The sequence below is a fragment of the Chryseobacterium sp. B21-037 genome (assembly GCF_028570785.1).
Lineage (GTDB): Bacteria > Bacteroidota > Bacteroidia > Flavobacteriales > Weeksellaceae > Chryseobacterium > Chryseobacterium proteolyticum.
This window is the reverse complement of the sequence record NZ_JALGCB010000001.1, coordinates 1-13,689: the sequence shown is the minus strand read 5'-3', so window position 1 is coordinate 13,689 and position 13,689 is coordinate 1. Positions and strand designations below refer to the sequence as shown.

15 protein-coding genes and 1 pseudogene are annotated in these 13,689 nt (G+C 34.3%); 3 read left to right on the top strand and 13 right to left on the bottom strand.

The genetic code is table 11. The features are described from left to right. Nucleotides 1–102 precede the first annotated feature (102 nt). Nucleotides 103–552, top strand: a complete 450-nt coding sequence (locus MTQ00_RS00080) for a helix-turn-helix domain-containing protein (RefSeq protein WP_273647238.1) — start codon at nucleotides 103–105, stop codon at nucleotides 550–552. Between the two features lie 10 nt (nucleotides 553–562). Then, nucleotides 563–892 (top strand): helix-turn-helix domain-containing protein, encoded by a 330-nt coding sequence (locus MTQ00_RS00075; protein ID WP_273647237.1) that lies wholly within the window; start codon nucleotides 563–565, stop codon nucleotides 890–892. 503 nt (nucleotides 893–1,395) lie between these two features. On the opposite strand, the gene MTQ00_RS00070 is transcribed toward MTQ00_RS00075, so the two are convergent. The 10 genes and pseudogenes from MTQ00_RS00070 to MTQ00_RS00025 form a co-directional block, all read right to left on the bottom strand. Continuing rightward, on the bottom strand, nucleotides 1,396–2,619 hold the full coding sequence (locus tag MTQ00_RS00070; protein WP_273647236.1) for a hypothetical protein: 1,224 nt from the start codon (nucleotides 2,617–2,619) through the stop codon (nucleotides 1,396–1,398). A gap of 477 nt (nucleotides 2,620–3,096) precedes the next feature. Further along, a complete protein-coding gene (locus tag MTQ00_RS00065; protein WP_273647235.1) occupies nucleotides 3,097–3,588 on the bottom strand; it encodes a GMC oxidoreductase in 492 nt (163 codons plus the stop codon). Continuing rightward, a complete protein-coding gene (locus MTQ00_RS00060; RefSeq protein ID WP_273647234.1) occupies nucleotides 3,572–4,651 on the bottom strand; it encodes a GMC family oxidoreductase in 1,080 nt (359 codons plus the stop codon). Before MTQ00_RS00060 ends, MTQ00_RS00065 begins: the two co-directional genes overlap by 17 nt. Before the next feature lie 543 nt (nucleotides 4,652–5,194). Continuing rightward, nucleotides 5,195–5,659, bottom strand: coding sequence for a hypothetical protein (locus MTQ00_RS00055; RefSeq protein ID WP_273647232.1), 465 nt, complete (start codon nucleotides 5,657–5,659; stop codon nucleotides 5,195–5,197). A gap of 144 nt (nucleotides 5,660–5,803) precedes the next feature. Further along, a complete protein-coding gene (locus MTQ00_RS00050) occupies nucleotides 5,804–6,034 on the bottom strand; it encodes a hypothetical protein (RefSeq protein WP_273647230.1) in 231 nt (76 codons plus the stop codon). Nucleotides 6,035–6,233: 199 nt separating this feature from the next. Continuing rightward, nucleotides 6,234–6,401: pseudogene (locus tag MTQ00_RS00045) on the bottom strand (peroxiredoxin family protein); the annotation flags it as partial. 69 nt (nucleotides 6,402–6,470) lie between these two features. Next, nucleotides 6,471–6,746, bottom strand: a complete 276-nt coding sequence (locus MTQ00_RS00040) for a hypothetical protein (protein ID WP_273647229.1) — start codon at nucleotides 6,744–6,746, stop codon at nucleotides 6,471–6,473. Between the two features lie 168 nt (nucleotides 6,747–6,914). Continuing rightward, nucleotides 6,915–7,133: a hypothetical protein gene (locus tag MTQ00_RS00035; RefSeq protein ID WP_273647228.1), complete on the bottom strand. Its 219-nt coding sequence runs from the start codon at nucleotides 7,131–7,133 to the stop codon at nucleotides 6,915–6,917. Between the two features lie 1,046 nt (nucleotides 7,134–8,179). After that, complete coding sequence (locus MTQ00_RS00030; RefSeq protein WP_273647227.1) at nucleotides 8,180–8,425, bottom strand: hypothetical protein; 246 nt, start codon at nucleotides 8,423–8,425, stop codon at nucleotides 8,180–8,182. A gap of 189 nt (nucleotides 8,426–8,614) precedes the next feature. Next, nucleotides 8,615–8,947 (bottom strand): hypothetical protein, encoded by a 333-nt coding sequence (locus MTQ00_RS00025; RefSeq protein ID WP_273647226.1) that lies wholly within the window; start codon nucleotides 8,945–8,947, stop codon nucleotides 8,615–8,617. Between the two features lie 1,862 nt (nucleotides 8,948–10,809). Here MTQ00_RS00025 and MTQ00_RS00020 point away from each other — a divergent pair. After that, a complete protein-coding gene (locus MTQ00_RS00020) occupies nucleotides 10,810–11,415 on the top strand; it encodes a Crp/Fnr family transcriptional regulator (RefSeq protein ID WP_273647225.1) in 606 nt (201 codons plus the stop codon). 212 nt (nucleotides 11,416–11,627) lie between these two features. On the opposite strand, the gene MTQ00_RS00015 is transcribed toward MTQ00_RS00020, so the two are convergent. The 3 genes from MTQ00_RS00015 to MTQ00_RS00005 form a co-directional block, all read right to left on the bottom strand. After that, nucleotides 11,628–12,194: an NADPH-dependent FMN reductase gene (locus MTQ00_RS00015; protein WP_273647224.1), complete on the bottom strand. Its 567-nt coding sequence runs from the start codon at nucleotides 12,192–12,194 to the stop codon at nucleotides 11,628–11,630. A gap of 95 nt (nucleotides 12,195–12,289) precedes the next feature. Then, nucleotides 12,290–12,520 (bottom strand): alpha/beta hydrolase fold domain-containing protein, encoded by a 231-nt coding sequence (locus MTQ00_RS00010; RefSeq protein ID WP_273647223.1) that lies wholly within the window; start codon nucleotides 12,518–12,520, stop codon nucleotides 12,290–12,292. A gap of 98 nt (nucleotides 12,521–12,618) precedes the next feature. Further along, nucleotides 12,619–12,831 carry an alpha/beta hydrolase fold domain-containing protein gene (locus tag MTQ00_RS00005; protein ID WP_273647222.1) on the bottom strand — a complete coding sequence of 71 codons (213 nt, stop codon included), beginning with the start codon at nucleotides 12,829–12,831 and terminating at the stop codon, nucleotides 12,619–12,621. Between the last annotated feature and the right edge of the window lie 858 nt (nucleotides 12,832–13,689).

Here is a 13,689-nt window from a genome sequence, read left to right as displayed (position 1 = left end):
ATTAATTTAAAACAGAGAAAGGTATGTGATATCTATTAATTTGTAAAATTTGATTCCCTACCCTATGTTTGCTAGTATAAATAACCGTATATCTAAACTGTTATGAATAACGTAAAAGATATCCACATTGGAACTCTCATTAAACAAATAGTATTGGAGGATAAAATTAAAATATCCCGTATATGCACTTTCTTAAATGCTACGGAAGCGGAAATTAATGATATGTACAACTCTGAAAGCCTTGATTCAACAATATTATTAAGATGGTCAAAGCTTTTGGAATATGATCTCTTCAGAATCTTCTCACAACATTTGATTTTATATTCCCCACCGTCGAAAAGAGAACGAGAAAATGTTAAAAAAAAATCTACCGTTCCTCAATTTAGAAAAAATATTTATACCAAAGAACTCATAGATTACATTATCGAAATTGTGATAAAAGGAGAGATGTCCAGAAAAGAAGTAGTTCAAGAGTATGGAATTCCAAAAACAACTCTATATAGGTGGCTGGTAAAATACAGTCCCAAAATCAACGAACAATTTTCAAAATAAAGTTAAAAGTATGGAAGATAAAAAAACATCAATTAATTATGGTAAAATTTATTTGGATATTATTTCTAAAAAATTTCCCGAAAAAGCTACAGAATTTGAAGAGGCATTACAAAAGACAACTCTTACTGCATTAGACATCATTAAAATAAATCAAAAAATATACGGATTAACTAATCAGGAATCGAATACACAAAGTCAAAAATTTCGTTCATATGATCGTGCTTCAATAATAGAAATGTTAGATTATCAAAAAAATAACCTTTTGAATAATACACAAACCGCTAAACATTTCAGTATCAGTAGAAATACTATTACAAAATGGAAGAAAAAATATTATTAATACTGAATTAGTATATTTCCCAAGACCTATAAGCAATATTTTTTCTATAAGCTGCTTTGAACACTTTATGGAAAATAATATCCCCTCTCTTAACTTCTGGGCTACCCATAAAAATAAAAAGTAACAAGGGAAAATTTTCTCATTTTATAATAAATAAAATATACAAAACTCATTTTCTGCACTTAATAATTTCGAGATACAGAGATAATCTTATATTTTTCAATTTTCCTAATATTCTTAAAGCTAATCATAATCACTAAAAGTTTTACTTATTATCCAATGAATAATTTAGCCAAGTTGGGATAGGAAACATCTAAAATGATATAAAACCAGAAATGTTACATTTCTGGTTTTACTTTTCCCAATATTCATATTCATTAATAGAAAATAAAAATACTGGGAAATAGATTCCCAGTATCAAACACAAAACTATGAAAAAAAGAACTCATAGAACATTTAATAATGATCACAAGTAATAAAAAAAACCTATAACGTAGGGCTATCTATCCCCCTATTCTATCTGGACATGCTTGTGTATTTATACACCGCCAAGCGAATGTTGCTCCTTCATCAATTGAAGTATAAATTTTCAAACAATTGTCTGTCATATCATATACTATCATTCCCTCTACAAAATCTGAAGGAGGAATTCCGACCGGATTTCCCAAGCTATTAAATTGCACCCTATTTACTACCAATCCTTTAAATTTAGATTCCAATACCAGCCAAGCCCCTTTTCTTGTCAAAGGCCAATGGTCAGAACCAACAACATCTTTTCCTTTATTCAGAGAGGATATCCCCATTTTACTATCCAAAGATTTTTTAGAAACTTCTGTAATTCCAGGTTTATAACAAAGACAGTCTGTTGTTATCACCTTAGCAGTAGGAGAGTTTTTGCTACCCTCACTGCTAGTAACAGTTGCATAATAATAATCTGTTTTAGAAGAAGAGGAAGCAGGAGGAATAAAAGTATTTGTATTCGCTCCATTAATAATAGTCCCTCCCATATTACTGTCTACAGAATTCTTAAACCACTGGTAAGATAAAACTTCAGAATCCGAAGATAATACGGAAACCGTAATAGGTGTCGGAACAGTATTTTTACATACTGTTTGAGTACTGGGATGAATAGACGAAATTTTTAAAGCAGATACAATACTGGCAGTACAAATTGATAATAACGAACCTCCATCTCCTCCCAATCCGCTAACTGTTAATTGAGTATAAGCTGTAGGAGCATGTATTTCGAATAGGCCTCCGCCTCCGCCATGTTGTGCCCCACTCCCCGAAAATATCGCGTTATCTATAATGGTCGAATAACAACTGTTATCAGAAAAAATTGATACAGCCCCCCCATTAGAATTAAAAACAAAATCTTGATTATTAACTTCTCCCGTAGCTCCCAAAATAAAAATCAAATTATTAACGGGTTCATCAAACAAAAATGTAACCGCCCATTCAGTTCCTTCACTTGGTCCCAAAGGAGCAGTACGACCAACCCAAAGAGATTTTTCACTCAATCTCCCCCCACATGTTGGATAGCTGTCGTTAAAGCTGACCACATTTCCTGTTGAAACAGTTGTAACCTTAATCTCATTAACTATAACTTCACCGTTTACTGGTATATTTAAAGTCGGGCCCGGGCAATTAATCGTTTGTGCATGCAATCCCTTCAAGGTCACTAAAAAAATGAATAAAATGAGCCCTAGAAATCTATCTTTCCGCATTGTTAATTTCCTTTAAATTTTATGTATTAGAAACAGATATTACCCTTAATTGCTATTGATGCACTTACATACTTAAGTACATCTAATAATAAAAATTAAAGCAACATCATACTTAGTGAAGAGTAACTCCGGATTTAAGTAAATACACTTATATTAATAAATCTTCTTTTGTAAAACAAAGGTAAATCATCCAACTGATAATAATCTTAAGAAATATTATTCACTTTCTATTGAATTTAATGTTTTTTTGTATAAAAAAGCTCCAAGTAAAAGGAAGATTTTTCACCATTTATCTTTGTTCTATATACTTTCTAATATAAAATCTATACATATACGAAAGTATTTATCATATATATTATATTTTAAGAATTTTATCATATGTGAATTATTTACTTTTATGATATCTTATATAAAAGGCCTGGATTATTTTAATCCAGGCCTTTAAAAACTAATCAAATATTCAATATTAAAATAACACTATATTTCCGAATTTAGTATAAAGTCAGCAGCACGGTCTCCGATCATAATGCAAGCTGCGTTTGTATTACCTGTGTTTATCATTGGCATGATAGAGCCATCAGCTACTCTAAGATTCTTAACACCATATACCTTTAACCGTGGGTCGACAACTGCCATTTTGTCTACACCCATTTTAGCTGTACCCACTTGGTGGTGATCACTGACAGCATGGGCCTTAATAAAGTTTTCAAGATCTTCAATACTATCAACTTCAGCTCCTGGAGAAAATTCCTTTTTAATAAGCGACCCCATTTGCTTTCCAGTAACTAATTTACGAAGAAAAAGCGTTTGCAGTACAAGTGCATTCAAATCATCCGGATCTTCTAAAAATCTCGGATCAATAATAGGTTTATCATTGGGGTTGTTTGATTTTAGTTTAATTATCCCTCTACTTTGTGGGTGTAATAATGTTGAAACAATTGTAAAACCATTTTCAGGTGATTTTTCCATGGGATATGGAAATGTTATAAGAATTGGTTGCATGTCCGGTACCTTCATATCTGGTTTTGTTTTTCCAAAAAAATGTTCCTTCCAAACCTTGGGCTTTAGACAGAGGAATATTTTCATGTGTCTCCCATACATGCGGAACATTAATATGGTCTTGTAAATTCTGTCCCACACCTGGTAAATGTACTTTAGAACTAATACCTACTTCTTTAAGATGCTCCTGATCTCCTATTCCTGACAGCATTAATATCTTTGGAGTATTAATTGAACCTGCACTTAATATAATATCATCTTTCGCATAAGCTTGTTCTTCATCTTCGGAAGAATCAATGGTATATGCTACACCAACTGCTGTTTCGCCAGAAAATACTACCCGAGTAACATTGGCATTAACCAAAACAGTAAGATTAGGATGATTTTTTAAAGGCTCCAGGAAAGCAACCCAACTACTCATCCTTTTGTTATCTTTAAGGGTTAACCATGTATGATAGGCCCCAAACATCTCATTACCATCATTATAATTTGGGTTATAAGGAATTCCCAAATCAACAGCATCGGCAATGAACGCCTTTGTAATATCGGTCGGTTGGGGATTTAAAGTTATAGGCAAATCACCCTTAGTTCCCAATTCATCCTTATTAATAGCATCCTCTTCAGGAATAAATTGCTCGAATCTTTTAAAATTATTTTTTACTGATTCATAATCCCAACCATGGTTTCCCAAATAGGCCCAGGTATCAAAATCTTGTTTTGCACCTCTTACATAGATCATTCCATTAAATGAACTGCTCCCTCCCAAAGTTTTTCCCCTGGGAAAGGGTAACCTACGATTATTAGCAAATTTTTGAGGCTCTGTCTCAAAGGCCCAATCAACATCCGAATTCCATAATGCTATAGATCCCATTGGATCATGTATTTCGGGTTTATTATCAATAGGCCCAGCCTCAATAAGCAAAACTTTTTTACCCGCGTCAAGTAATCTCCTTGTTAAAATACATCCGGCTGACCCTGCACCTATTACAATATGATCATATTTCTGACCTATAGTATTTTCTTGTTTTCCCATATAATTAATTATATTTTATAAATATGTTAGTATCTCTTATTAAGTAATTTAACATCCAAGGTTTAGTTAAACTAAAAATCTTGTCTTCCAACTATAATAGCATTTCTGCTCACTTTAAAATGTTGAGATAATTGTTGGGTATAAGTCTATATTTTTTTTCTTAAAAATTCAAGAACAGCTCTCTATCATAAAAATCCAAATTCTATCACTCCGAATTATCAAGCTGTAAATTAGATGACACGGTTAAAAATAAATACTTACGGGAATCAATCACTCATTTATCCAAAGCACTGAAATAGAATAGCTTGTATTACAAAATTAGCTTATAGCATCAATAATTAACTTAAGATATATTAAGAGAATGATAAATCTAAAAACTTTATAAGCTTAAATAAATAAAGAAGTCCATCTTTTTAAAAAAGATAGACTTCTGTTTTTGAAAGAATAGGTAAAGAATAAGAATGATCATGACAACTTACCTCCTATGATTAATAGCTATAACTGTAGCTATAACGCCATATCTTTTATGGTTTTTTTATGGTTTTATGGCTTCCAAAAAGACCATACACTCCCATTATAAACGGCTAACTGACGAGCTACTGTATCATACACCATCATTCCGGCAGAAGGATTGATGATATTTAAATGGGGACTAGCCACCTTAGGGAGAATCATGGCCTTATCACTGTCCTCAAGGACCAGAATACCCATAACAGCGCTTTGCTTACCAATACCCACCTTACCGTCTGCATTTTCTTCCCTATCCTTTTGATCGCTTAAATCTACAACTCCTCCCGGATCAACACTCAAATCATGCCATACACCACTACTTAATAATTTTACCTTTTTGTCTGTTGTATCAAATATAAAAGTCCCATTTTCGGTGATACCTGTCTTATCTTCTACATAAGGCAGGATAAGACCCCGGTTTTCTGCACCAGAGAACTCCAGAGAAACAGACTCATTAGTAAGCTCAGACTTTCCTATTGCTATTTGTCCATTATACAAACTTCCATAAACAACATACTGATTAATAGTACTCTTTTCATTTTTATGGATTTTAGTTTTATTTATTATAGGTTATCTTGTGTTCATCGATCCCGCTCTATTAATTATAATTCCAAGGGGATTATCCAGATCTTCCACTTTTTGTTACTCACAATAATATTCGCTCACCACTCCATTATGAAAATACAAATAAAGCCTCCTTTTATACATCCCCCACAAGTATTTTTTAGTAACATACATCCACTCATTACCCTTTTCTGCATCTGGAACTTTGGACATAAAACAAACTATTTCTTTAGGGCTTTTTCCTAATAAATGTTCTTCTATGAAAGCTTCATCAATACTCATTGAAAATATTTTATCTTTTGTTATCAATACTTCTATTTTTTTATTTTTTCCTATGAAAGCAAAACTTTCTATTTTACGATCTTATCATAACCTTCCCATAATATCCGTTAGGGAAGCCCTTCTTTCTATTATTTTACCCTCACCATCAATTAGAAAACAGTAGGGGTACCCGATATACCGTAATTTCTAAAATTAACCCCCTTCAAAACCTTTATAATCACAATATTTATCCTCCCAGGGTAATTCCTTGCCCTTTTTCTTTAAATAACGATTCTGCCTGATCACCGGAGACAGAGATTATATGAACCCCTCTTGATTTTAGCATATCATATTTCCCACTAAGATCTTTTAAAAGATCTTCACAGGGACCACAATCTGATCGGTAAAAAAGTAATAGTGTTTTATCATAACCCTTTCCTGAAAGGAACTACTTTTAAGAACTTTATATCCCGAAGCACGAAGATCAAGATCTGGAGCCTGCATTCCTACTGCTGCAGATACAAAAACAGATAAGGGGCCCTTCGAAAGAACTTATCTTGCCGCAAGCCCTGATGATGGGCGTAATAGCACTGATAAAATCATCTCTCCCGTTACGGGTGAACGCCACGGCCAGTCTTTCTGCAAAATCCCTATACTCCGCAGGATTTTTGATTCGGGAGCTTACGGTTTCTACATCTTTGGCAAAGGACTTAGGATCCTCCAATACTAAGGCATGAATATCTGCCCAGGAAGCGATCACCTCCGTCCAGTGCCCGGAAGTATACAGGGCGTCCCAATCGAGATCCCTGGTAATATAATCACTGATGTTTTTTGCCTTTTCTTCCTCCGCTTCAAAAAGACCAGTTTCCTATACCCTGGGTAATATTAATGATATTGATAAGGCCTGATGCATAACTCTTGTTTTTCTTTAGCTCTCCCTGATAATCCCCATAAGCCTGAACTTGAGTTTGAGCCTCTTTTTCAAAATCAAATAGTTTTTATCCGTCTTTGAAAAAGATTTCGTGGCCTGGAGCATGGCTCCATATCTGGCGAAGATCGCCTGCTCTTTTTTATAAAGACTATTAAGCTCAGGGATTTCCGTATTATTGGTGTAGATAATGTTCTTATCCGTGGGCTTTTTCTTCACTGCAGCTTACCGAGAAGCTTGTGCCCCGGGGATCAGCAGATCAAGTCCGCCCCCTTCTTTACTCCCGGTGATAAGCCAACGACTCATACCCCGATAGAGGAGCATACTCCTTGTGGAATATTGTAAAATAAACTTCCCGTTTTCAGGAATTGTCCCTTGGAACACTGTTTTGGCCTCACTCCCCTGAAGAGCACAAAATCGTAGCTCTTGCCTTTAAAATAAGGAAAATCCATTGCATATCCTGCCCTTTGGATACCAAAAGAAAAACCCTAAAATTAATACTATTATTTTTTTTTCATAGATAAAAATTATGATCTGTAAAATTTTTGATAAACTACATCTATAACACGGACTATTCTTAAAAATACACGATAAACAAAGCTCAACTATAAGTTTAAGTCTGGTAAGAAAATCCAGTTTATCCCTAAACCGGGACATAAATAGTACAAAAAACCCTTAGTGGCAAAAGCCACCAAGGGTTTGCTTAATATGAAAAATGAAACCTATTCCTGAATACAACGAACACTGTACCCGTTTGTACGGTTTGTGATGACATTCACCCCGGTGCTACCAAAGTTCAAGTTGTAGGCGTAGGCACTTGCGTACTGCGTACTGCTCCAATAGTACCCGTTGTTGCCGACGGCTGAACAGGTCTCCATTCACGTTGTTACGGCTGCCGCGGCTGCAGAAATATTATTTCCAACTTGCCTCCACTGCTGTAATTCGTTGGGCTATTTGTCCAGGTCCCTGTAGTAGTGAAGCTATTATTAGCAATCACCTTCTGCCATTGGTCATTGTGAGGAACCCTATATCCTACAGGACATGGTCCTGCGCAGTCTTCGTGTATCAGACCAGCTGTTAATTAGGAAGGCGGAGAACTAATCCATCCTCCAATAGCACCACTATTAGCCTATCTCACGCCTGGCTTATATAACGTCCTGCCTGGCCTGTCTTAGCTCCCCATTGGTATTTAGCTCCGTGAATAGAGGCCGAAGGTTGGAAGGGATCTGCATTCATATCAGCCCCTAAATTATGACACATAACGCCTAAAGACTCCCCGGTGCTATAAATGCTCCACACGTTACAATATGGATGATGATATCGCCATCATAAATGCCATTGTGAGCAAAAGGAAGCGTTCCCAAAACCATAGTATTTCCAGGAAGAAGCTTTAAGGCATTAAAACTACCATCCCCATCTACCTCAATACTCACCGCAATACTTCCCGAACTACTAAACGTTCCCGCAGGATAAGAAACCCTAAACTTATTAGTGTCTCCTCCCTGGTCCACTTCTGAATTATTGGAAATCCATGCGCTCGTATAAGCGTCATAACACCTTTCCCTCCAGTATAAGGGACTTGAATCGTAAGCTTATTAGATCCGTTATCTACAACTCCCTGGACATCTCCTGTTCCTCCCAAATTCACAGAAGCAACATACAGGTTTGAGGAAGAGTAAAACGGGCAGTACCCTTACCTACTATTTGGCTACTCGTACAAGAAAGGGAAAGCTTTGTCCAGACACCCGTAAGGGTACCATTGGCTCCGAGTACCCGTAATAGGATAGCTTATAACAACTGTCTGCCCAGACGGTCAAAGTAACATTACTCCCACTTACTGATCCTCCTGAAAAAGTGGGAGTACCAACCGTTAGACCTGTAATACCACTTAAAACCAAATCTCCCGAAGAAAAATTGATCGTCGCAGACGAAAAAGAATTATTCGTTACCGTTACTTTATAACTGGCCTCGCTGATAAGGCTGAGCCCGAAGTGTAGGGTACCTGAAAAACCGGTACATTCGGAAGTTACCAACGGTAGAAGATGTTGTAGAGCCTACACAGCTCCAGTTAGGTGCTCCAGGAGTTCCCAAATTCGGATAACACACCCGTAGAACCCACTCCCACAATCGTGTCCAATAAACAATCAAACGCGGAAACTGGGATACAATATTATCCCTTTGTACTTTGGTAACACGAGGAGGAGCAAAAACGCTGCGTCGTACTTGCTTACATCTAATATTGCTGAAGCATCCGCTACTGCAATTCCAACACCAACATTACCGCCTGTAAAACCAAGGTTCTTTCCTGACAAATCAACTGACGATTACCCGAACAGAGATCCATCTGAATCATAAATATTATAATCAGAGACTCCTGCACTACCTCCCAAAACCTGCCAGGCAGTACCATCAAGTAATAATAACCAGCAGTGGTAATATTTTGAGTTACAGCATCTGGGCTACTTACTCCAGAAGTGGCATAAATAGAGTTCCCGCCTGATCCAAACCATAACGGGAATTGCCTGATTGAATCTGATCGCCTGTTAAACGAGGGGCAAGAAGACCCTCCGCGCTACTCCCATCACTGTTTTTGGCCATTACATCTAATGTAGCCTTGGGATTCGTATTATTGATGCCTACCTGACCGCTCAAAGCAATACAACAAAAGCATCCGAAAATTAGTAATAGTGTTTTTTCTCATCTGTGATAATTTATTAAATTATAAGTTGCTATTATATAATAATAAGTGTATAGAAAGACCTAACTTTTTAGAATTAAGATTTTCTATAGATGTAATTTTAAGCTTTTGTGACTATGATTATTATTATTTTATGAATAATCGCATTAGAACTATCTAAGATCAAATGAACTTGAAAAAATTACCCTTCCCATATTGATCAAAAAAAATATCCTTAGTCACTACTATGTAATATCTTTTGCAAAATTACTACGATACAGCTCAAATACTCTTAAGATTTCTTAAGAACAGAAATCATTAACAATTATAGTACAATTAAAAACCCATTATTTTTCATAACGAATAATGTAAAGTTAAATAAAATTCATATCAATCACAAATTCAGGAAATAAATTTTATTCATTATTACAATTATTCCAAAATAAGTTCTTTGATAATGGTAATATGCCCTGAAAATATATGATAAAAAGCTTCAAAGTTCTACGAACAAGTAAACTAGCTAAAGGTCGTCATTTATACATCATTCCCATCATAGAAATCTTATGAAATCCAATAAGTGATATTAATGTGATACTAGTTTGCTTTTAAATAATACAAGTGATTTTTACTTTGTTCAAATTATCCTTTTAGTTAGAATATACTATGCAAAGAAACCACAACTTAATACTTATGAATTTGCTCAAACTCATTAGATAGATAAGATTATTTTAAAAATAAGCCCAGTCTCAGAATGAATAATTAATAATTCCATCCTTAAATATAATTTTCATTATATTAAATGATTATCTATTTTGCATTCATCTGCTGCCGATCATTTGCACTAACAAGCTAATTAATAACAATTTATAATTTCCCTAATTAGAAACAAATATTCTGAATAGATATTGCTACGCAAAAATTTTATATTGTTTTACCCATAGAGCTTAAATTTTCTTAAGATATCTTAAGGATAGTACATCATCTTTTTGTCTAAATTTAAATATCATAGGCAAATATGTATCATATAGCATATTAAATACTTTAAGCCTGATATAATTTATTTCTTATACAACTTATCTGACTATATAGGGATTATATTAGAAATTAAAATAACAGTACTCTATTAAATAGAATCTTGTTGATCAATCATTGAAAAGAGATATGATAAATTATTAGTCATAATAACCTAAGTACAGTATATATAATAAACAATAACAAATGGTATACAAATTATTTTTAAAGCATGTCGAAGAATATATCAAAGTAGATGATGAATTAAAAGTATCTCTTACTAAGCTTTTTGAATATAGGAAAATAAAAAGTAAAACTCATTTACAATTGGCTGGAGAACCTTGTAATTTTATATATTTTATTATTTCAGGATGTCTTAAATCATACTATACGGATAAAAATGGGAAAGATCATATTCTCTCATTTTTATCCCCAGGACTATGGGCCTCAGATCTGAATTCATTTATCAATGGATTACATTCAGATTACTCAATAATGTCAATTATGAAAACAGAAGTCTTACAAATATCAAGACCCTCATTTGAGAAACTATTGGCTAATCATATAATAATGGAAACTTTCTTCAGAAATATATTGCAAGGAGCACTCACAACGCAACAGACCAAACTGGTAAACATCCTTTCTTTAACATCCCAAGAACGATATGAAAATTTTCTTAAATTATACCCCTCAGTTATTCAACATGTTTCGTATAAAGATATTGCCTCATACCTAAATATGACACCGGAGCACTTAAGTTTTCTACGTAAAAAGATGCTTAACGACGAAAAAAACAGCTTTGCTAGCACTTGATCTAATATAATATTACTTTTTAATAATAATTATTGAAAAAATAAACCAATAATACAAAAGGCTATTAACCGTTTTTTGTATTATTGGTTATTTTCAATTTTAAAGTGATAAGTTATTTAAGAACAAGAATTCCCAGAATAGCAGGGGGCTTAAATAACTTTGTGAAAAGTAGCATCTCTCTATCTCTTCTTTTTGACACTTCCGATAGTAATCTAAATAGTACTGTAGCTTTTTTCAAACCATTTAATGTAAGAGTTCACTGCACTCCTTACAAAATCTTTTGTGCTGCCTTCAATCATAACTCCATTTACAGAAAACAGCGCATCACTATTTGTAATATAAACCTCTGGCTGTTGCATGGTTGGCATATTAAGAAATACAAGACTTTGTCTTAAATGATGATTAGCTCCAAAACCCGAAATATTCCCAGGAGAATGACTGAAAATTGCTGCCGGTTTCCCGTTCCAAATACTCTTTCCGAATGGTGTTGAGCCTATATCAATTGCATTTTTTAAAACACTGGGAACAGATCTATTGTATTCCGGGGTTACAAATATAACACCATTTACACTTTGCATATCTGCCCTAAATCTTTCAATAGCCCAAGGAATATTTTTGTCGGTATCAAAATCTTGATTGTACACGGGTAATCCTTCCAAATCAATAATTTTAAATTCATATCCCTCCTGCGGGACAAAGGATTTAATTGTTTTGGCTATTTTTTTTGAAAATGAATCTCTATGCAAACTTCCTGCAAGAATTCCTATAACTTTTCCCATAATTTTTATTGCTGTTTTCCTTAATATTAATTGTACTCATATTTTAATAAAATCTACCAGATAGGAATAAATACAAATAGCCCAACTCATTTTTTTCACTTAAAAAGTATATTTTTAAGAGCTATTGCTACCTGTGTAACAGAATCCCTAACAGACTGAATATGTGAAAGATGTTCTAACTTACCATAATCGTGGATTAATCCCTTATAAACAGCAATTGTAGTTGCAACTCCTGCCTCGTCAAGCTTTCGACCATATTCTATTCCTTCGTCATAAAGTATATCATTCTCAGCAATCTGAATAAGCGCTGGAGGCAGTCCTTGCAACTCCTCATAGACGCTTGATTTGGAGAAGCATACTTTTCCTTTCTTTTAATCAGGTCAGGAACATAATTATCCCACATCCACTTCATTGTTTTCAGTCGTTAAAAACCTATCTTGTCCGTATTTTTTATATGACTCTCGAGAAAAATCAGAATCGGTGACAGGCCATAATAAAATCTGATACAGAATATAGGCCCTTTTTTATCTTTCGCCATTAAAGCTACTGCTGCTGCTAAATTTCCTCCTGCACTATTTCCAACGACAGCCAATTTCTTCCCATCACCCCAATTTTGTCTCCATGAAAAGAAATCCACTTTGTAGCAGCATATACTTGATTAAGAGCAATAGGATATGTTACTTCATGGAGCACAAGGTATAATTTGGAAATACTGCTAAGCTCCACTTTCAACAACCCAGATCCCTTACCAATTTTTTATGAGTTAAAAAATCCTCAAAAGTCCAACCGCCACCATGAAAAAACATAAATACGGAAAGTTTGCCCTTCTGCCTTTTTGGCTTTACAATATTAATATTTATAGATATCCCGTCTTGCTGAATATCCATATTGAAAACATCAATATCTGAGTAATCAAAGTTCATAGATGTACTACTTTTAATAAGCATATCTCTAGTATCTTTTCTAACTCATTTCATCATTTGTTTTGGGATTTTCACTATTCATCTTTATAAGAAAAGACCGAATATCCTTCAAAATATTTGAATCATTTTCAATAGGCCGTTTATTTTTATCCATAGGTTCGCTATACTTGAATTTATTAATGTAATTTTACTTCACATAATCCTATAAAAAGTTCCATTAACTTATTTCTTTCCAACCCTCCCTGAAAGTTCTGGTTTCGAGAGTGTGATAAAATTAGTGTCAAGAAAATTCATTTATAGGAGTTACATAAAAGCGCCACCTTATTATCGTAACCTCTAATCTTGGATCATTGTAACTTTGTTTTAACTTAAATTTTACCTTTAATTTTATCCGCGTATCTTTTCTGCTACCGTTATAACGTGGAGGATTTAGTTGATAAGAGGAATTTCAGAAGATATAGGAAGCATCAACACTCTTAGATTTTTATACCTATATATAACGATCCTGCAGCATCTACTACTGACATTCTTCCCCCTCCTTCTTTACCGATTGGCACTGTTGAACAAGGATG

What these genes read in the sequence shown, in the direction of transcription:
- MTQ00_RS00075 (WP_273647237.1), top strand. Translation starts at nt 563, where the DNA reads ATGGAAGATAAAAAAACATCAATTAATTATGGTAAAATTTATTTGGAT.
- MTQ00_RS00015 (WP_273647224.1), bottom strand. Translation starts at nt 12,194, where the DNA reads ATGGGAAAAGTTATAGGAATTCTTGCAGGAAGTTTGCATAGAGATTCA.
- MTQ00_RS00020 (WP_273647225.1), top strand. Translation starts at nt 10,810, where the DNA reads ATGGTATACAAATTATTTTTAAAGCATGTCGAAGAATATATCAAAGTA.
- MTQ00_RS00070 (WP_273647236.1), bottom strand. Translation starts at nt 2,619, where the DNA reads ATGCGGAAAGATAGATTTCTAGGGCTCATTTTATTCATTTTTTTAGTG.
- MTQ00_RS00060 (WP_273647234.1), bottom strand. Translation starts at nt 4,651, where the DNA reads ATGGGAAAACAAGAAAATACTATAGGTCAGAAATATGATCATATTGTA.
- MTQ00_RS00065 (WP_273647235.1), bottom strand. Translation starts at nt 3,588, where the DNA reads ATGGAAAAATCACCTGAAAATGGTTTTACAATTGTTTCAACATTATTA.
- MTQ00_RS00080 (WP_273647238.1), top strand. Translation starts at nt 103, where the DNA reads ATGAATAACGTAAAAGATATCCACATTGGAACTCTCATTAAACAAATA.